This is a genomic window from Sorangium sp. KYC3313 (genome assembly GCF_052075895.1).
GTDB lineage: Bacteria > Myxococcota_A > Polyangia > Polyangiales > Polyangiaceae > Sorangium > Sorangium cellulosum_B.
In genome coordinates this window covers 5,277,088-5,295,302 of the sequence record NZ_CP197255.1, presented here as the reverse complement: position 1 = coordinate 5,295,302, position 18,215 = coordinate 5,277,088, and the positions used below count along the sequence as shown (strand labels likewise).

Sequence of the window (18,215 nt, the reverse complement as noted above, 5' to 3'; positions counted from 1 at the left end):
CTACGGAGCCCCCGCAGGCTTGGGAGTCGGGAAATCCAGCGGAATCCAATCTCCGACCGACAGCTCGCGCGCAGCGAACTCCCAGACCACCACGCGCTTGCCCGCCAGGCGATCCTGGCCGGCGTTCAGCTCGCGCGCGAGCGCTTGGCGCGTGGCGAAGGCACCGGCGTCGTTCTGCGCGATCACGTCGATGGGGCGACCAAGCGCCAGGGCCAGGTGCGGGGCCAGGCCGGACGCGTTGCCCCAGCCCATTCCCTCGAGCGTGAAGATGTTGGTGAAGCTGTCGCCGAGCAGGAGCACGTCGGCGCTCTCGTCAGGCTCCCAGGGCGTGCCGGCCGCGTCCTGCACCTGGCGCACGACCACGCTCTCCGCTTCGAACAGGCTCTGATCGTCGGGCAGCTTGAGCATGTCGACCAGATCACCGACGCGCGAAGCCGGCTGCGGAACACCGCGCAGCACGGGCTTCTCTGCCAGCTCTGGCAATACCCCAAGCCCGATCACGAGCTGGCCGAGGTCGCCGGCGATGCGCTCCATGTAGCCGGGCGTAAAATGCGTATCTTGAGCCAGGAAGAGCGGCTCGGTACGGGGCTCAGGCACGCTGCGGCGCGCGTCGAGCACGGCCACGCCGGCGGCTCGAAGCTCGCTCAGGAAGCGGTCGTAGTCGACGTTCTGCGCCATTTCGACGCGCCCATCACGCCCGAGAAGTGGACCCGGCTCGATCCCAGCCTTGTCCGGCATCGGCAGGAGCACGAGGCGAATCCCGCGTTGCGCGAGCGCTTGCTGGAACGCGAAGATGGCGGGTCGCGGATCCGGGTGGATGGGCTCCTGGCCTGCGTCGAGGGCTTCCCTGGCGCGGCCCCGCAGCACCCCGGGCTCCAAGAACCCGGGCCCGCCGACGTGCTGCACACCGGGCGTGTAATAGAGCCAGCCGCCGTGTCCGACGACCGCGAGCTTGTTGCCCACACGAGCTAGACGGGTGAGCAGCAGCTGCACGCGGGGCTGGACCCAGGACTTGGCGTACGAAGCATCCTCGATGCCCTTCTCGATCTGACGCAGGTTCTCGGCCGTCGGTGGGCGGCGCACCAGATCCGCGAGAGGCGATTCCTCATCCTCGCGCTTCTCGAGGTAAGCCTGCGCGAGCGGAACAGCGTAGATCGCCCCCAGAAACAGCAGCGTGAGCAGCCAGGCCGCGCCGCGACTCACGTCGGTCGCGATGATACCGCGGCGCAGCTGCTCGTCGCCTGTGGGGTCGGTCGGACCGCCACGGTGTTCGACGGCGGAGGACGAGGGAGGCAGGGTACTTTGCATCGCGCGGCCTCAGAACTGAAAGTACAGAAACGGGTTGATGGTCTGAGTCCACATCATCAACGTCGCGAGCACCATCGTGGCCGCCACGAAGGCGGTACGGGGCAAGGACAGGCGCCTCGTGAGCTCCCAGCTGTTGGGCATGCCGAAGATCACGACCGCGGCCAGAGCGAATAGCCCCACGTAGTACCGCGGGTGGAGCGCGCCCGCCACGACGTCCGCCGCCGGCGAAACGGCGGCGAGCCCGAACAGCAAGCCCAGGTAGGTCACCGCCTGCTCGAGCGTCTTGGCGCGGAAGAACACCCACGACAAGCACACGATCAGGAAGGTGAAGGCGACGCCGACAGCAGGCGGCAGGCGGCGCAGCGGATGAGCATTACCGAGCCTGCGCTCGACCGCGAGCATGCCGCCGTGAATGCCGCCCCAGATCACGAAGTTCCAGCTGGCGCCGTGCCAGAGCCCGCCGAGCAACATGACAACCATCAAGTTGGCGTACGTGCGCAGGGGGCCTTTGCGGTTGCCACCGAGCGGGATGTACAGATAGTCGCGCAGCCACGTGGACAGGCTGATATGCCAGCGCCGCCAGAACTCCGTGATGCTGCGCGACTTGTAGGGTGAGTCGAAGTTCTGGATCAGCACGAAGCCGAGCATCAGCGCCAGGCCCACGGCCATGTCCGAGTAGCCGGAGAAATCGAAGTAAATCTGGAACGCGTAAGCGACCAGCCCGAACCACGCGTCGTAGAAGTGCTTGGCGCCACCGGCGAACGCCGTGTCGGCGATGTGCCCCATCGGGTTGGCCAGCAGGATCTTCTTGCCCATCCCCAGCGAGAAGAACGCGACGCCGCGCGCGAACTTCTCGAGCGTGTGCTGGCGCACGCGCATCTGTTCCTCGATCGCCGCATAACGGATGATGGGGCCCGCCACCAAGTCGGGGAAGAACGCCTCGAAACACATGTAGTCGGTGAAGCGCCGCATCGGTCGGGCGTCACCGCGGTACACGTCGATGGCGTAGCTCATCGCCTTGAACGTGTAAAAGGAGATGCCCACCGGCAAGACGACGTGCAAGACTGGCACGATCTGCGTCGAGCTGCCGAAGAGCGCGCCGAGCGCGTTGATGTTCTCGGCGACGAAGCCCGTGTATTTGAACGCCGCGAGCAGCCCGAGGTTGGTGACGATGGACGTCGCCAGCACCAGCTTCATCTGGCGGGTCCGCACGACCTCGGGACCAATCACGGGCGGTAAGCCGTCGACGTCGGGCAGCCGTGACATCTTCAGGAGCAAGAGGCCGCACACGTAGTCGACGCTCGAGCCGAAGAACATGATCACGGCCCAGCTCGGGTTCGCCCAGCCGTAAAATACGTAGCTCGACACGGCGATGAGGGCCGTGCGGCCCCGGCCCGGCAGGGCGTAGTACGCGGCCAGTACCAGCGGCAAGAAGTAGAACAGGAAGATATGGCTGGAAAAGACCATCTCAGCGGCTCACGGGGCCCACGGGCGCCAGCCCTTGTCCTTCATCGTCGCGAGCGCTCGTTGCACCCACGTGCGATGGCCGTCCAGATTGAAGTGATGGTCGTCTTGCATGCCCACGCCCTCGGCCGAGACGAGCGCGAAGTTCGACACCACGCTCGGGCACCTTTCGATCTCGGGACGGATGGCGTTCGCCACGGCGCCGCCGACCACGAACTCGCCCGAGCTCTCCACCTCGTAGTCGTTCATCAACGCAGGCAGCGTGGGCTCGCCGACGTCGTTGCGAATGGCGGTCACGAGAGTATTGATGCATTCGGGGAAGCCGGAGCGATCGGCGGCAGAGCCGTGTCGCTCGGTGATCCCGAGGTAGATGAAGATACCGCCAAAGGTCACCCGCCCTTTGATGGCCTTCGGCGCGGCGATCAGCTGGTCGTAGTAGAGGCCGCCCGGAACGAACTGGGAGCAGTAGGCCGAGGGCCACCCGAACCCGAGCGAGATGAAATAGTTGTCGGGCGCGAGCATCGCGGCTTCCTTGACCAGCGCCGTACCCGGCCCGCCGGCGGCGGTGTCACCCGCGGTCTTCGGCTCGATCGCGAGCTCCGGCGCCGAGCCGGGGTGGTACATGAAGGCGTGCGGATGGGTCTCCGTGAAATGGAACGGGCGTGAGCTCTGGGGCCTCGTGGCGCGACCGGCCATGTTGGAGTGGCCGATGTGAATGAAGGCGATCGCGCGCTCCCTCGGGACGTCAACGCCTCCGAGGTTGATGGTCACGCCCGAAGGCGCCGGCCCACCGCCGGACCCCGCGTCGCTGCTCCCGCCGCCACCGCTCCCGCTCGCCGCGGTCATGGCACCGCCAACCGAAGCTCCACCCGTGGTGGTCGCCCCTCCAGCGCCGCTCGGAGGCCCGAAGTCGTCACCCGTCCCGACGGCCTGCGTGTCGTGCGGGTGCTCGACGACCCCGCAGGCGAGCCCGCCGACCAGCGCGAACAAGGAAACGAGCGCCCACCGAGACCTGGACAGGCCCACGTTGAGAAGTGTTTTCATCGTCGACTCTCCTCCAAGTTCACCAGAATCCGCGTCGCTTCGGGGTCGAAGGGCCGGACGCGCAAGGCACGCCGTAGAAAGCCCAGGCCTTGCGCCGATTCGCCCCTTCGCAGGGCGATCAACGCCATGAGATTCAGGCTCCCGACGTCGTCGTGCTGGGAAACCAGGCTCTGCCGGGCGAGCCGCTCGGCGGCATCGAGCTCACCCGCTGCAAAGCGAAGACGCGCCTCGAGGGCTCGGGCCTGCGGCGTGTCGAGGCTCGCGAGCGTACGCTGCGCTTGCTCGAGCTGACCGAGCACGCCGTGCAACGTGGCCAGGCTCAGGCGTGCCGCGGCGTGCACCTTCGGGGAGTCCGCGAAGCGCTGCCCCAGCTGGACCAAGGTGCGGTCCGTCTCGCTGGCTTCACGGAACGGCTGCTCCGCGACGCCGGGCGTGAGGTCGCGGCGAGCAAACAGCACCTCCGAGCCGTCCGTGTAGAGCAGCTTCCAATCGGCGCTCGCGTACAGGTGGCCAATCAAGCGCTGGTAGCGCTCGGGGAACATCACCGGCAAGACCACGTAGGCGAAGGAGTGACGCGCCTGAAAAGCTTCGAAGCGCTCTGGCTCGTCCGCCAGCCTCAGGTACTCGGCGAACTCGTCGGCGGTGCGCAACACGAGCCGAGTGTCAATGTAGGGCCGAAACCGCGGATAGAGCCGCCAGATCAGGTAGCCTCCGTAATGATCGGCCGCGAAGACGTCGCCCCCGGGCAGCGCGTCGAGGCGCACAGCGCTTTCGGCCGGCACCCGGAACGGGCTCGGCTCCGCCAGCGGCGGCTCGCGCGCCGCCGCCGACGCCGAGACGAGCAGCAGCGCGCCCAGGAGCGCCGCGTTGAGGCCCACCGCCACGCGCACGCCCGCGCGGCGAAAGCTCGAGACGCAAAGCCGCCGGAGCGCCGGGGCCAGGTTGACCGCGAAGATCGGCGCCCCGACCCAGTACAGCAGGAGCACGTTGCGGTTGCTCATCAAGGCCAGCCCCGCGAAGCCGAGCAGCAGCAGCGCATGGCTCAGCCTCAAGCGGCGCCCGGCCAGGAGCACGGACAGAGCGAGCAGGGCCAAACACCATTTGAAGTGCCAGAACTCGCCGTCGGACAGGCGTTCGAGCTCGAAGGGCGGCAGGTTCTCCGCCACGTCGTGGGCGAAGACCTGGTGCTCGCCGGGCAACAAGCGCCCGAGCAGCAGCGCCGGTAACGCTGCGCCGCGCAAGCCAAACGGCGTGAGACACGTCGCCAGCAGACACCCCGCCAGCGTCGCGAACAGCCGCTGTACCCGCGCCCACGGCGCCGGCGCACCGGCGTGTTCGCGCGCAAATGGCCACGCGCGCGTCTGGCCAAAGCTCGCCCAGCCGAGCGCCGCCACCGCGTACGCCGCGATCACCGCGGGGCCAAGCGCCGAAAGGCCCTGGAAATTCGCCCAGACCAGCTGCGCCAGGGGCAATAGCAGCAGGTGCCGGACCCGGCCGTCGCGCCGATAGCGCTCGAGCGCGAACAAGAAGAACGCGAGCAGGACGAGCGTGCCTATCACGGGCCGGACGAGCAAGAGCGAGCGAGCCGCCAGAAGCGCGCCGACCAGCGACGGCACGAGGAGCCCCCTCGCCCAGGAGCCGCGCCGCGCCTCGAGCGCGAAGTAGAGGAAGCCCGCGCCCAGGCCGATCAGCGCGCACTTGACCAGGACAAGCCCGACGAGGCCGACCGCCTGGTGCACCGCGTACACCGCGAGCTGAAAGAGCCAGTGCACGTCGACCCAGTCACGCCCTTGCGCGCTGACCGAGAAGGGATCGGTGAACAGGAGCCCACGCCGAGCGACCATTTCGCGACCTGCCGCGAGGTGCCACCAGATGTCACCGTCGGCCGAAGGCGCGAGCCCCGTCGAGGCCGCACCCAGGCCGAGCAACGCCGCGACCAGCGGCGTGCGATGGCGGAGCAGGGCGGCGACGGGCAACATGACCACGTCTCAGAACGGTGAGACGGTGAAGCCGATGCCTGCCGTCCACGGCTGCAGGCCCACGCCCTGGCTGCTGCTCTCGGCGCCGTCGACGACTCCGCGCTTGTCCCAGCCGAGCGGCAGCGACACGCCCCCCAGGATCGCCAGCCAGGCGTTCGACCACTCCACGGCCAGCGTGCCGGTGACTGCCCACAGCTGCACCTCCTGGTCGAGCCCACGGTCGCGATCCGCACCGAAGAAATGCGACAGCGACAGGCCGAGCGACGGCACCAACGGCCCCCAGAAATAGCCCGAGTAGCCGTAGAGCGCGGCCGCCGGTGCGCGGTAGTTGCCCAGCTCGTTCTCCCCGCCGCGGTAGCCGAACGAGCCGCCCAGCACGATCAGCCCCCACGTCTTGTCGATCGTATGGTCGAGCGTCATGCTGCCGCTCACCTTGCCGAGGCCAAGCTGCTTTTCCTGCGTGAGATAGTCTTTCTTGTACTGGGCGTCGTGCACGCCGGTCGGGACACCGAGCTGCAACGTCAGGCTGGTGGAGTTGATCTCGCCGAAGCGCCGCGTGACGAACCCCGCGACGTCACCCACGCCGGAGTTCGAGACGTCCACGGGCAGGCCGTAGTAGTCGCGGTAGTACTTGTAGAGCAGCGGAACCACGAGCCCCACATTCCATTTCTCGCTCAGATTACGCGAGACTTGAGGACTGAGGCTGAGGTTGTAGCCGTCGGGCAGATGCGTGTACGTGCCGAGTGTCTGCAGCTCAAATAGCCCCCCGGTCACGCTGTGGCCGATCCACTTGATGCCGCCCCCCGCACCCGTGGAGCTACCGGCTCCGCAACCGCCGATCGTCTCCCAGCTCGAGAGCAGGCCTTCCAGCCGTGAAACTCGTAAAGACAGCGCTGGTCCGAGCTCGGCGAGCGCGTCGCCTCGCTCGCCGAGGGTCGCCTCCAGGCGGGCCACTCGCACATCGTTTTGCCGAGCCGCGCGCTCGGCCGCAACGAACGGAAAGCTGGCGACCACGGCCAAACCACATGTTACCAGCCAGGCGCTCGGGGCACGTAGTCGTCTGAAGTTCAATCGAGTCTCTCCCGAGCGCAAGGTCAAGCCGGGTCGACTTGGAGGCACCAGTAGCGAACGCTCCCGCGATCCGTGGCGGCATATTCGTCTACGAGTGCACCTTTCCAGATGGCTTTCAGATCAGCCCTCACTTTCATCTTGTGGACATCGCCCTGATTGAAGCTGCGCAGCTTTCCGCCGACCTGCTCCTTCATTTTGTCCTTGATCTTGGAGCGCGGCACGAGCGGCTTGTAGTGCGCGACAAGGATGAACTGCTTGTCGAGCGCCCCGCCCTGGACCTGGTAGCGCATCACGTAGGCGTAATCGTACAGGTCATCGGGGGGCATCTTGGAGGGAATTTCAACGAGCTTTGCCGTCAATTCCAGGGGTTCTACCGCGTCCGCCCGGGCGCTCCGCTCGACACCGGCTATTGCGAGCAGCAGCATGCTCATGAACGCTTGGCGACCAAAGTGGCGTCGGCTTGTACGAATCATCGTCGCAGAGTAGGGCGAGAAACGTCGGTCCTGCAACAAGGCAAAGGCCGTTCCTCGAAATCAAGCGACCCACGCCGGAGATCGCTCCAGGCTGTCGGCATCTTTCCACCGTGAGGGCAGCACTACCGCTGGTGATTCACGGCGGGGTGCGCGAGAGCCGCCATGGTGACCGAGCCAATCAGCATCGCCCGCCTCCTCTCCGCGCTCGGCGAGCCGACCGACGTTGCTGGTCGCTCACCCGACCGGGGACCGCCGTACTGGAAGAGCACAGTCCTGCGGCATAAGGCTCTCGGCGACGCCGCGTGGCGCATCGCGACAACATCCCGGGCTGATCAACCCGCTCTGCAGCTCGTTCACCAAGGCGCTTCCCGACCTCTCCGGTCGATTCCGGATCATCCAGATGGATCGCCAGAAGGATGTTAATCTCGCCGAGCTGTTCATCAGAGGAGAGCAAGCGGCGAACATCCGACTCACGCGGGACGAGCAGAGACCCGTTGCCTCGGCTTCAGATCCAGCTGGAGTGACGCGCCGCCCACTGCCCGGCGCGCGCCGCCACCTCAGATCACCCTGTCCACGAGCGGCTCCCCCCGCTCGAACCGACGCAGGTTCGCCAGGAAATGCTCCACCTGCGCCATCGGCTCCTCGCGCCGCCCGCCGGCCGTGTGCGGCGTGATGACGCAGCCCGGAGCGCGCCAGAGCGGGTGATCCGGCGGCAGCGGCTCGGGATCCGTCACGTCGAGGTACGCGCCCGCGATGCGGCGCGCCTCGAGCGCCTCGAGCAGCGCGGCCTGGTCCACCGTGGCGCCCCGGCCAACGTTGAAGAACCACGCGTCCGGCCGCATCCGCGCGAGCAGCGCGGCCGAGACCAGCCGCCGCGTGCCCTCGGCCTCGGGCAGGCTCGAGACCACGTGATCCGCCCAGGCGAAGGCGTCGCCCAGCTCCTCCCGCGCGACCACGCGGAAAGGCTCGTCGCCGCGGGGGCGGGCGCGCAGGACGCAGAGCTCCACCTCGAACGGCGCGAGCAGCGCGGCGAGGCGGCGGCCGATGGCGCCGAAGCCGAGGAGGAGCACCCGCCGGCCGCGCAGGAGCGCGCTCCTCGACCGCACGGAGGCGTCGGGCCAGCCGCGCGGGCCGAGCTGGTTCTCGAGGCACTCCGGCAGCCGCCGCGAGGCCGAGAGCAGGAACGCGAGCGCGTGCTCCGCGCAGGGATCGGCGTAAACGCCGCTGCTCGTCGTCAGGGCGGCGCCGCGGGCGGCGAGCGCGGCGCGCACGGCCGCCACGTCGTAGCGGGCGTACCCCGCGGTGCTGAGGTGCACCCAGCGGAGCCGCGGGGCCGCGCACACGTCGTCCGGGTGCGGCTGGCCAAAGACGACCTCGGCGCCCAGGACGAGCGGATCCGACCCGACGACGGCGAGGTTCTTCGCGGAGCGCGTCGCGGCCAGCTCGAGCGCGTGCGGAGCGACGCCCTCCGAGAGCGAGCGCGCCGCCTCCGCCGGTAGAACAACGGTGCTCGCGATGATCAGCCGATCCACCGACACCTCCCCCTCACCCGTGCACGGCGCGCCCGAACTCCCGCATCCACGCCTCCTCGTCGGCGGTGAGCGGACCCTTCGCGAGCGCGTCGAGGTTCGCCTCCACCTCGGCCCGGCTCTTCGGCCCCGTCAGCGCGAGATCCACGTGCGGGCTGGAGAGCTGAAATCGGTAGCAGTCGCCCGCCGTCATCGCCGGGCGATCCCAGCCCTTCGGCCGCTTCAGCAGCCGGCGCCACGCCGTCGCCGTGTAGGCGAGGATGCTCGGCTTCGCGTCGCGCACGTGCGGGAAGATGTCACGCTCCGCGCCGGGATGCGCGGCGTTGTAGCGGATCATGAGCAGGTCGAGCGGCGACGACCCGGCCAGGCCGCCTGCCCGCGGGCGGTCGTGGATGCTCACCCCGAGCGCCCGCACCTTGCCGCTCTCGCGCAGGTGAACGAGCTCGCGCTCGGTCGCGCTCGTCCAGGCAGACCCGACGCCGAGCCAGCCGAGCAGGTAGACATCGAGGTGGTCGGTCCCGAGCTCCCGGAGCAGCTTCTCGGCGCCCCTGCGCACGCCCCAGCCGAACCAGCCGGGCTGCGCGAAGCCGACCACCGCCACGCTGTCGCGGCGCCCCCGCAGCGCCTCGCGCAGCGGGTTGCCGAGCCCGCCCGAGCGCATCGTCCAGAGGAAGAGATTGACCCCCCGGTCCATCGCCGCGCGCACCCCGCCCTCGTCGATGCCGTAGGTCGCCGCGAGGCCGAGCCGGAAGATGCGCTTGCCGCGAAAGGCGGTCGGCGCGCGGTGGAGCCAGTCGTCCATGGGGCGGATCTTACCTCACCTCTGTCGATGTCACCGGCTCCCGCGCGCCCCACATTCGCCGCCCACGATCGCCCCGACGTGTGCGAGACTCCTGGGCCACCGATGGGCCAGGACTCCCCTCCCCGGTGCGCCGGCTGCAGCGCTCCGCTCCCGGAGAACGCCCGCTTCTGCCCCTCGTGCGGCCGGCTCGTCACCGCGCCGGATCCGAGCCCCGCCCTCGCCGCGACGGCGTTCCCCGCGACGCAGCCCGGCGCCGTCGGGCTGCCGCCGGCCTCCCTGCCGCTGCCGCCGGTGCGGCTCCTGCCCGGGACGGAGATCAGCGTCTATCGCATCGAGTCGACGCTCGGCGAGGGCGGCATGGGCGTCGTCTACCGCGCTTACGACCGGGCGCGCGAGCGCGTCGTGGCCGTCAAATGCCTGCACTCGAACCTCTGCGGCAACCCGGAGATCCGGCGGCGGTTCGCGCGGGAAGCGCGGGTGCTCCGCTCCTGGAGCCACGAGAACGTGGTCGCCGTCTACGATTTCGTCGAGCGCGATCACCTGCTCGCGATCGTCATGGAGTACGTCGACGGGTCGACGCTGGTGCGGCACCTCGAGCGGTGGCGCGGGCGCATCCCGTTCCAGGAGATCCGCGCGCTGTTCGGCGGCGTCCTCGACGCGATGGACGAGGGGCACCGCATGGGCATCATCCACCGCGATCTCAAGCCCGACAACATCCTCGTCACGACCGGGAAAGACGGCCTCTCCCCCAAGATCGTCGACTTCGGCATCGCCAAGATCCTGGAGGGGACGACGTACACGCTGAGCGGCGCGTTCCTCGGGACGTGCTGTTACATGTCGCCCGAGCAGGTGAAGAGCCCCCACGCGGCGGATCGGCGCTCGGACATCTACTCGCTCGGCGTGACGCTCTACAAGCTGACGACAGGGCAGGTGCCGTTCGACAGCCCCAACCATTTCGCCGTGATGATGGCCCACGTCGCCGACGCGCCGGCGCCCCCCTCGTCGCTGCGCCCCGACCTCCCGCCGGCCCTCGACCGGCTCGTGCTCGACGCGCTCTCGAAGGACCCGGCGGGGAGGCCGGCGTCGTGCGCGGAGTTCCGGGCGCGGCTCGACGAGGCGCTCTCGGAGTTCTCGCCCGCCCCGTCGCGGCCCTCGTCCGACGGGCGCGAGCTCGCGCCGACGGTCCGCGAGAAGACCGGCGAGCAGATGATCCTCGTCCCCGGCGGGCCGTTCCTGAGCGGGCAGCAGCGCAGGAAGGTCCATGTCGACGCGTTCTACATGGATCGCACGCCGGTCACGAACCGCCAGTTCAAGGCGTTCCTCGACGTGACCGGGTACCGCCCCGACGACGACGACGCGAGCCGGCTCCTCGCCCATTTCAGGCGCGGCGAGATCCCCGCGGGCCTCGAGGAGCACCCCGTGGTGTACGTGTCGTGGGACGACGCGCGGGCCTACGCCAACTGGGCCGGCAAGCGCCTGCCGACCGAGGCCGAGTGGGAGAAGGCCGCGCGCGGCGCCGACGGCCGCAAATACCCGTGGGGGCGCGCCGAGCCCGGGCCCACGCGCGCGAACTACGACAACCGCGAGGGCGGGACGGTGCCCGTCGGCTCGCTGCCGGGGGGCGCCTCGCCGTATGGCATCCTCGACCTCGCCGGCAACGTGTGGGAGTGGTGCGAGGACTACGACGATCCGCACTTCTACGCGGACGGCCCCTCCCACAACCCGCGCAACACGCGGCCCTCGGATCGGCCGCTGCTCGTGATGCGCGGCGGCTCGTGGATGTACGGCGCGCAGTCGCTGCGCACCTGGGCGCGCACGAGCTTCGAGGCGCACTACCGCTTCGCCGGCGGCGGCTTCCGCTGCGTGCGAACGGCGTCGTCGAGCTGAGGGTCCGGGCGCGGCGGCCGCTCGGCGCGCGTGCGGCTGCTCGGCGCGGGCGCGCGGCGCACGAGCGCCTGGTCAACCGGCGGCGGCGCGGATAGAACGCCGGGCGCAGATGCAGACGAACAGGGCCAGAGCGAGCGGCGGCGTCCGCGTGCGGCTGACCGGCGTCCGGCGCGTCTTCCCGGTGCTGGACGGCGCGGGCCGCGCGCCGCGGGACGGCGCCCCCGGCGTGATCGCGATCGACGGCATCGATCTCGACATCGCGCCTGGCGCGTTCGTCGCGCTGCTCGGGCCCTCCGGGTGCGGCAAATCCACCCTGCTGCGGCTCGTCGCCGGGCTGGACCGCGCCGACGCCGGCGCGGCCGTCGTGGAGGCCGAGGAGGCGCCGGGCGCAAGCGGCGCGCGCGCCCCCCTCGCGTACGTCTTCCAGGACGCCCACCTCCTGCCCTGGCGGAGCGTCCTCGAGAACGCCGCCCTGCCGCTCGAGCTCGCCGGCGCGCCGCTCGACGAGCGCCGCGCGGCGGCGCGGGCGGCGCTCGTCCAGGTCGGCCTCGCCGACGCGGGCGCGCGGTACCCGGCCGAGCTCTCCGGCGGCATGCGCATGCGCGTATCGCTCGCCCGCGCGCTGGTCACGCGCCCGCGGCTGCTCCTGCTCGACGAGCCGTTCGCCGCGCTCGACGAGCTCACGAGGAGCCGGCTCGACGACGAGCTCCGCGCGCTCTGGGCCGAGCTCGGCATGACGGTGCTCTTCGTGACCCACTCGATCACCGAGGCCGCCTACCTCGCCGAGCGCGCCGTCGTCCTGTCCCCGCGGCCGGCGCGCGTCGTCGCCGACCGCACGCTTTCGCTGCCGGATCAGCGGACGGCCGCGCTGCGCACCGAGCCCGCGTTCGCGCGCGAGGTTCGCGCGCTGCAAGAGGCGCTGGAGCGCGGCGGGGCGTGAGGCTCCGCGGGCGGAACGAGCGCGCTGTTGGACTCCTGCGCTGCACGGCACTCGCGCTGTCGCCGCGCGATCGGCACGCGCACCCAGGTCACCTCCGCTACCCTCCGTGCGCCGGAGCTCTCGGCCCTCACCGCGGCCGTCCCCACGGCTCGCGTGGCCCGCTCCTCCTCTCCCCGCTTGCCGCTGCTCGCCGCCGCGCGCGACGCCCATCGTGGGCAGAGCTCCCACTCGCCGCACGATCCTGCGCGCGAACGCGCTTCCATGCTGACAGCGCGCTCGTACAATCGCCTCATGCCCACGTGCCCCCGGCGGTTGCTTCCCCGCGCCCTTCCTTGGTTCTTGCTCGCTGCAGCGGCCTGCGGCGGTGATCCGGATGTCGCCCTGCCACCCGGCGATGGCGGCGGGGGCAACGGCGGCACGAGCAGCAGCTCGGGCGATGGCGGCGGGTTCGTCGGGTCGATGGCCGCGTCGGGCGGCGCAGGCGGCGAGAGCGGCTGTGAGGACGTGAACTGCCGGGAGGACCAGCACTGCGAGGAGGAGGACGGACAAGGCACCTGCGTCGACAACACGTGCGACGACCTCACCTGCGACGCGACCGAGGTGTGCGAGACGCCCCCGGACGCAGGCGCGCGCTGCGTCGATATCGCCTGCCAGAGCGACCTCGAGTGCGCCTTCAACCAGTTCTGCAACGGCACCATCTGCGTCGTCGACGCCTGCACGGCCGGCGAGCGGACGTGCGACGGCGACAGCCTCCAGCTGTGCGTGTCGAACGGCAGCACGACGAGCGAGCTCTTCACGTGCGGCGGGGCGGCCTACTTCGAGAGCAAGTGCACCGACGACGGCGCCGGGACCGCCAGCTGCCCCTGCGAGGACGACTGGGACTGCCCCACCTACGCCTCCTGCGAGGTCGGCTCCTGCACCGGCACGGGCGCCGCGCCCACGTGCCTCTTGCCGCCGGAGCCGTTCGCGGGCGCCCTGCCGCAGAGCGAGATCCAGTGGGGAGGGGAGAACCGCGCCAACTCCGACGCCGCCAACAGCCCGTTCAAGACCTCGGCGCAGACCGTCATGACGCCGCTCGTCGCCAACCTCGACGACGACAACGGCGACGGGCTCATCAACGAGCTCGACTTCCCCGAGATCATCTTCACGACGTTCTGCGGCTCGGACTTCGACAAGAACGGCGTCCTCCGCGCGATCCACGGCGGCGGTCCCCGCAAGGGAGAGAACTACTTCGCGGTGCTCGGCGGGCAGGTCTGGCACGAAGGCGACCCCATCGACGCGCCCTACGCCTGCGCAGACGCGACGCTGATGCCGACCGCCGGGCTGGCCGTCGGCGATCTCGACGGCGACGGCGTCCCCGAGATCGTCGCGATCACCGCCGTCGTGGAGATGGTGGGCTCCACCAAGGTGACGAAGACAGGGCTCCAGATCTTCAGCAACACGGGCGAGACCAAGGTCCTCACGGACACGCTCTGGACGGGCTACAACGAACCGTCGCCCGCGCTCGCCAACATCGACGGAGCGGGGCTCCCGGAGATCGTGGTCGGGCCGAACGTGTTCACGTTGCGCGTCGACGAGGCGACCCGCGAGCTCTCGATCGTCGACCACTTCAAGGGCGACAAGGCCCAGGGCATGCAGGGGTCACCGGGGAACCAGAGCAACCGGCTCGGGCCCATCGCCTGCGTCGCGAACCTCAACGACGACCCCCGGCTGGAGATCGTCGCGGGCAGCACCGCCTATGGGCTGCCCCGCCCGCCGCCCGGCGTGACGAGCAGGGCCGGGTGCGCGCCGCCGTACACCGACAGGGAGGCGACGGCGTACTGCGAGGGGAAGCTCATCGAGGTCTGGGACGGGCAGACCGTCAACGGCACGGCCGGGATCCCGACCGAACAGCGCGACGGCCTCTGCGCCGTGGCCGACGTCCTCGGAAAGGACCAGGACGCCGCGCCCGGGCCCGACAACCCGCTCGATCAGCGCCCGGAGGTGATCCTGTTCAACAACGGGTACTTCTTCGTGCTCAACGGGCAGGACGGCACCATCAAGCGCCGCCAGGTGATGACGGCCTTGGGCACCACCTTCGACGGCGGCGCCCCGAACGTGGACGACTTCGACGGTGACGGCTTCCCCGAGGTCGGCACGGCGTTCGGCCTCCGCTACATGATGTTCGATCTCCAGGCGCCGACGGCCGAGTGCCCGGCGTGGCCCAACGCGCTCACCGACGGGGTCGCGGGGCTGCAGGGCAACCCGGAGCGGACCCCGAACGGGAAGCCGTGCACCACGGACGAGGACTGCGGCGCCCCGGGCGCGGCGACGTGCAACCAGCAGCGGGGCACCTGCGTCTGCTACCACAACGGCTGGCAGCGCCTGACCGAGGACGACTCGAGCCGCACCACCGGGTCGAGCGTGTTCGACTTCAACGGCGATGGCGCCGCCGAGGTCATCTACAACGACGAGTGCTACTTCCGCATCTACGACGGCGTGACGGCCGACGTCCTGTTCAAGGTGCCCTCGCCGAGCCGCACCCGGTCCGAGTACCCGATCGTCGCCGACGTCGACAACGACGGCAACGCGGAGATCGTGTTCGGCACCTCGAACGAGTCGACCCATTGCTCGCAAGGCACCGACTACAACAACGGCCTCGAGGTCTGGGGCGCGCAGAACGACCTCTGGGTCTCGGCGCGCCGCATCTGGAACCAGCACAGCTACCACGTGACGAACGTGCTCGAGAGCGGCGGCATCCCCCTGAAGGAGCCCGAGAGCTGGAAGGCGTACGGCGGCCGCGCCTACAACACCTACCGCTCGAACCCGCGGTCGTACGGCATCGCGCCGGATCTCGCGCTGAGCGGCATCCAGGTCTCGTCGCCGGACGCGACCTGCGGCGAGCTCACCGACGAGGTCGCGATCACCGTGCGCGTCGAGAACCTCGGCGATCTCCGCGTGGGCCCCGGCGTCGCCATCAACTTCTACGGCGAGTGGGACACGCCGGACGTCGATGAGCCGCTCTACGGTGAGGACCTCGCCCCGCTGACGTTCGTCCTCCAGAGCAGCATCGAGCCGCACAGCTCGCTGCTCCTGACGGTGAACTACAGCGCCACGCACAACGCGCAGCGGACGCTGCCCGCCCGCGTGCGCGCGGTCGTGGACGAGGACGCCGTCGAGCGCGAGTGCCACGAGGACAACAACGCGCTCACCGTGCCCCTCGACGCCGGCAGCGCGCGCCCGGACCTCCAGATCGAGGTCGGCCGGGTGAACACGACGAAGTGCGCCATGAAGCACGTCGACGTCCCGACGACCGTCACCAACGCCGGCTCCGCGCCGGCCAGCGACGTGCGGATCCGGTACTACGCGGGCGATCCCGGCCAGGGCGGGACGGTGCTCGACGAGGAGATCATCCCGGGGCCGATCGCGCCCGGGGCGAGCGTGGACTTCACCGCCACCATCGAGAAGTTCCCGTCGAACCTGTCGATCCTGATCTACGCCGTCGTCGACCCGGACGGCGCGATCGACGAGTGCAACGACGGGAACAACAAGGACGCGGCCTCGGACAAGATCCTGTGCCCGGAGATCAACTGACGCGCCGGCGTCCGGCCGGCGGGCCCCCCCGCCAGCCGGACGCGCGCCACGCCGGCGGCGCGGCGCGCGCCGGCGCGCGCTGACGCACGTTCACCGGCTCCCGCGCGGGGCGCGGTGCTATGCCTGTGCGCCCCGCCGCGCCGCTGACGGCGCACCGCGAGGCGCGCCGCCCCGGCGCGCCGCGACCCAAGCCCCCACAGCGCCATGCTCGGAACCTCGAACCTCTCGAAATCATTCGGTGATCGGACCCTCTTCGAGGGCGTCTCGCTCAAGCTGAACGCCGGATCCCGCTACGGCCTGGTGGGCGCGAACGGCTCGGGGAAGACCACCTTCCTGAAGATCGTGGCGGGCGACGAGCCCGCGAGCGACGGGAGCGTCAGCATCCCGAAGGACGCCCGCGTGGGCGTGCTCCGGCAGGACCGGTTCCTCAGCGACGACCAGATCATCCTGGATCTCGCGATGATGGGCGATCGCGTCGTGTGGGAGGCGCTCGTCGAGTCGCGCCGCCTCGCGGAGGACGGCGGCGACGCCGGCCGCGTGGCGGACCTGGAGGATCGCATCCGCGCCCACGACGGCTACACGCTGGAGGCGCGCGCGAGCGCCGTCCTCGAGGGGCTCGGCATCCCCGTGGAGGCGCACCGGAGGCCGCTCTCCACGCTCTCGGGCGGCTTCAAGCTGCGCGTGCTGCTCGCGCAGGTGCTCCTCGGCGGCGCGGACGTGCTGCTGCTCGACGAGCCCACGAACCACCTCGACATCCTCTCCATCCGCTGGCTCGAGAAGTTCCTGGCCGGCTACAAGGGCTGCGCGGTCGTCATCTCCCACGACCAGCGCTTCCTCGACAACGTCGCCACGCACGTCCTCGACGTCGACTACGCGACGATCACGCTCTACACGGGCAACTACGCCGCCTTCGTCGTCGAGAAGCGGGCGATCCGCGAGCGCAAGCAGGCCGAGATCGCCCGCGCCGAGAAGCTCATCGCGGACAAACGCGCGTTCGTGGAGCGGTTCGGCGCGAAGGCGACCAAGGCGCGCCAGGCGCAGAGCCGGCTCAAGCAGATCGAGAAGATCGAGGTCGAGGAGCTCGCCGACACGTCGCGGCGCTCGCCGCTGTTCCGGTTCGCGATCCAGCGGCCGAGCGGGCGCGACGTGCTCGAGGCGAAGGGGATCTCGAAGTCGTACGGCGCGAAGCAGGTGCTGCGCGACGTCTCGCTGTCGGTGCGGCGGGGCGAGCGGGTCGCGGTGATCGGGCCGAACGGGCTAGGCAAATCGACCTTGCTCAAGATCCTCGTGGGCCGGCTCGCGGCCGACGCCGGCGGCGCGTCGTGGGGGCACGAGGCCCGCGTCGGCTACTTCGCCCAGGATCACCGCGAGCTGCTCGTCGACGGGTCGATGACGCCGCTCTCCTTCCTGTGGGCGGCGTGCCCCGACGAGTCGCCGAGCTACGTCCGCGGCCAGCTCGGCAGGGCGCTCTTCTCGGGCGACGACGTCGAGAAGAGCGTCGGCTCGCTCTCCGGCGGCGAGGCGGCGCGGCTCATCTTCTGCCGGATCATCGTCGAGCGGCCCAACGTGCTCGTGCTCGACGAGCCGACCAACCACCTCGACCTCGAGGCGATCCAGGGGCTCGTCGAGGGGCTCAAGGCGTTCGAGGGGACGGTGCTCTTCGTCTCGCACGATCGCTACTTCGTCTCCGAGCTGGCGACGCGCATCCTCGAGGTGACGCCGAGCGGGCCGCGCGATTTCCCCGGGACCTACGAGGAGTACCTGGCCGGCTGCGGCGACGATCACCTCGACGCCGACACGGTGGTGCTGAAGGCGAAGCGCGAGCACCAGAAGGCGGCCGCGCCCGCGGAGGCGGGCGGCTCCTGGGAGGAGCAGAAGCGGCGTCGCAACCGGCAGAAGGAGCTGCCCGCGCGGCGCGACAAGGTGCTCGCGTCCATCGAGGCGGCCGAGGCGCGGAAGAAGGCGATCCACGACCTCTACTGCAGCGACGGCTTCTTCGAGCGCACCGGACAGGCCGAGATCGCGGCGCTCCAGGCCGAGGACGAGGCGCTCGGCCCGCGCATCGACGCGCTCATGGCCGAGTGGGAGCAGATCGAGCAGGAGATCGCCGAGCTCGGGGCGGCGCAGCCGCAGTGAGGTCCTGCC

At 70.2% G+C, this 18,215-nt stretch carries 12 protein-coding genes; 4 read left to right on the top strand and 8 right to left on the bottom strand.

Going from position 1 to position 18,215, the window contains the following annotated elements; genetic code table 11:
- From ACSRUE_RS20830 to ACSRUE_RS20795, 8 genes are all read right to left on the bottom strand, one after another.
- On the bottom strand, window positions 1-1,308 hold the full coding sequence (locus tag ACSRUE_RS20830; RefSeq protein WP_441292506.1) for an alginate O-acetyltransferase AlgX-related protein: 1,308 nt from the start codon (window positions 1,306-1,308) through the stop codon (window positions 1-3).
- A 9-nt stretch (window positions 1,309-1,317) separates the two neighbouring features.
- Entirely contained in the window at window positions 1,318-2,775 is a 1,458-nt protein-coding gene (locus tag ACSRUE_RS20825) for an MBOAT family O-acyltransferase (protein ID WP_441292505.1), read from the bottom strand.
- Window positions 2,776-2,784: 9 nt separating this feature from the next.
- The gene (locus ACSRUE_RS20820; protein ID WP_437765940.1) at window positions 2,785-3,816 is read right to left on the bottom strand and encodes a sialate O-acetylesterase; all 1,032 of its coding nucleotides are present in this window, start codon (window positions 3,814-3,816) and stop codon (window positions 2,785-2,787) included.
- On the bottom strand, window positions 3,813-5,795 hold the full coding sequence (locus tag ACSRUE_RS20815) for a tetratricopeptide repeat protein (protein ID WP_441292504.1): 1,983 nt from the start codon (window positions 5,793-5,795) through the stop codon (window positions 3,813-3,815). The genes ACSRUE_RS20820 and ACSRUE_RS20815 overlap by 4 nt, the downstream gene beginning before the upstream one ends.
- A gap of 9 nt (window positions 5,796-5,804) precedes the next feature.
- Window positions 5,805-6,809, bottom strand: a complete 1,005-nt coding sequence (locus ACSRUE_RS20810) for a hypothetical protein (protein WP_441292503.1) — start codon at window positions 6,807-6,809, stop codon at window positions 5,805-5,807.
- A gap of 80 nt (window positions 6,810-6,889) precedes the next feature.
- Window positions 6,890-7,297: a hypothetical protein gene (locus tag ACSRUE_RS20805; RefSeq protein ID WP_441292502.1), complete on the bottom strand. Its 408-nt coding sequence runs from the start codon at window positions 7,295-7,297 to the stop codon at window positions 6,890-6,892.
- Window positions 7,298-7,896: 599 nt separating this feature from the next.
- Window positions 7,897-8,871, bottom strand: coding sequence for a D-2-hydroxyacid dehydrogenase (locus ACSRUE_RS20800; RefSeq protein ID WP_441292501.1), 975 nt, complete (start codon window positions 8,869-8,871; stop codon window positions 7,897-7,899).
- Window positions 8,872-8,884: 13 nt separating this feature from the next.
- The gene (locus tag ACSRUE_RS20795; protein WP_441292500.1) at window positions 8,885-9,670 is read right to left on the bottom strand and encodes an aldo/keto reductase; all 786 of its coding nucleotides are present in this window, start codon (window positions 9,668-9,670) and stop codon (window positions 8,885-8,887) included.
- Window positions 9,671-9,772: 102 nt separating this feature from the next.
- Here ACSRUE_RS20795 and ACSRUE_RS20790 point away from each other — a divergent pair, with 102 nt between their 5' ends.
- The 4 genes from ACSRUE_RS20790 (at window position 9,773) to ACSRUE_RS20775 (ending at window position 18,206) form a co-directional block, all read left to right on the top strand.
- Window positions 9,773-11,557, top strand: a complete 1,785-nt coding sequence (locus ACSRUE_RS20790; RefSeq protein WP_441292499.1) for an SUMF1/EgtB/PvdO family nonheme iron enzyme — start codon at window positions 9,773-9,775, stop codon at window positions 11,555-11,557.
- A 109-nt stretch (window positions 11,558-11,666) separates the two neighbouring features.
- A complete protein-coding gene (locus ACSRUE_RS20785) occupies window positions 11,667-12,497 on the top strand; it encodes an ABC transporter ATP-binding protein (RefSeq protein WP_441292498.1) in 831 nt (276 codons plus the stop codon).
- 291 nt (window positions 12,498-12,788) lie between these two features.
- Window positions 12,789-16,070 (top strand): CARDB domain-containing protein, encoded by a 3,282-nt coding sequence (locus tag ACSRUE_RS20780; protein ID WP_441292497.1) that lies wholly within the window; start codon window positions 12,789-12,791, stop codon window positions 16,068-16,070.
- Window positions 16,071-16,274: 204 nt separating this feature from the next.
- Complete coding sequence (locus ACSRUE_RS20775; RefSeq protein ID WP_441292496.1) at window positions 16,275-18,206, top strand: ABC-F family ATP-binding cassette domain-containing protein; 1,932 nt, start codon at window positions 16,275-16,277, stop codon at window positions 18,204-18,206.
- Window positions 18,207-18,215: the final 9 nt, after the last annotated feature.

What these genes read in the sequence shown, in the direction of transcription:
- ACSRUE_RS20830 (WP_441292506.1), bottom strand. Translation starts at nt 1,308, where the DNA reads ATGCAAAGTACCCTGCCTCCCTCGTCCTCCGCCGTCGAACACCGTGGC.
- ACSRUE_RS20825 (WP_441292505.1), bottom strand. Translation starts at nt 2,775, where the DNA reads ATGGTCTTTTCCAGCCATATCTTCCTGTTCTACTTCTTGCCGCTGGTA.
- ACSRUE_RS20820 (WP_437765940.1), bottom strand. Translation starts at nt 3,816, where the DNA reads ATGAAAACACTTCTCAACGTGGGCCTGTCCAGGTCTCGGTGGGCGCTC.
- ACSRUE_RS20815 (WP_441292504.1), bottom strand. Translation starts at nt 5,795, where the DNA reads ATGTTGCCCGTCGCCGCCCTGCTCCGCCATCGCACGCCGCTGGTCGCG.
- ACSRUE_RS20805 (WP_441292502.1), bottom strand. Translation starts at nt 7,297, where the DNA reads ATGAGCATGCTGCTGCTCGCAATAGCCGGTGTCGAGCGGAGCGCCCGG.
- ACSRUE_RS20795 (WP_441292500.1), bottom strand. Translation starts at nt 9,670, where the DNA reads ATGGACGACTGGCTCCACCGCGCGCCGACCGCCTTTCGCGGCAAGCGC.
- ACSRUE_RS20790 (WP_441292499.1), top strand. Translation starts at nt 9,773, where the DNA reads ATGGGCCAGGACTCCCCTCCCCGGTGCGCCGGCTGCAGCGCTCCGCTC.
- ACSRUE_RS20785 (WP_441292498.1), top strand. Translation starts at nt 11,667, where the DNA reads ATGCAGACGAACAGGGCCAGAGCGAGCGGCGGCGTCCGCGTGCGGCTG.
- ACSRUE_RS20780 (WP_441292497.1), top strand. Translation starts at nt 12,789, where the DNA reads ATGCCCACGTGCCCCCGGCGGTTGCTTCCCCGCGCCCTTCCTTGGTTC.
- ACSRUE_RS20775 (WP_441292496.1), top strand. Translation starts at nt 16,275, where the DNA reads ATGCTCGGAACCTCGAACCTCTCGAAATCATTCGGTGATCGGACCCTC.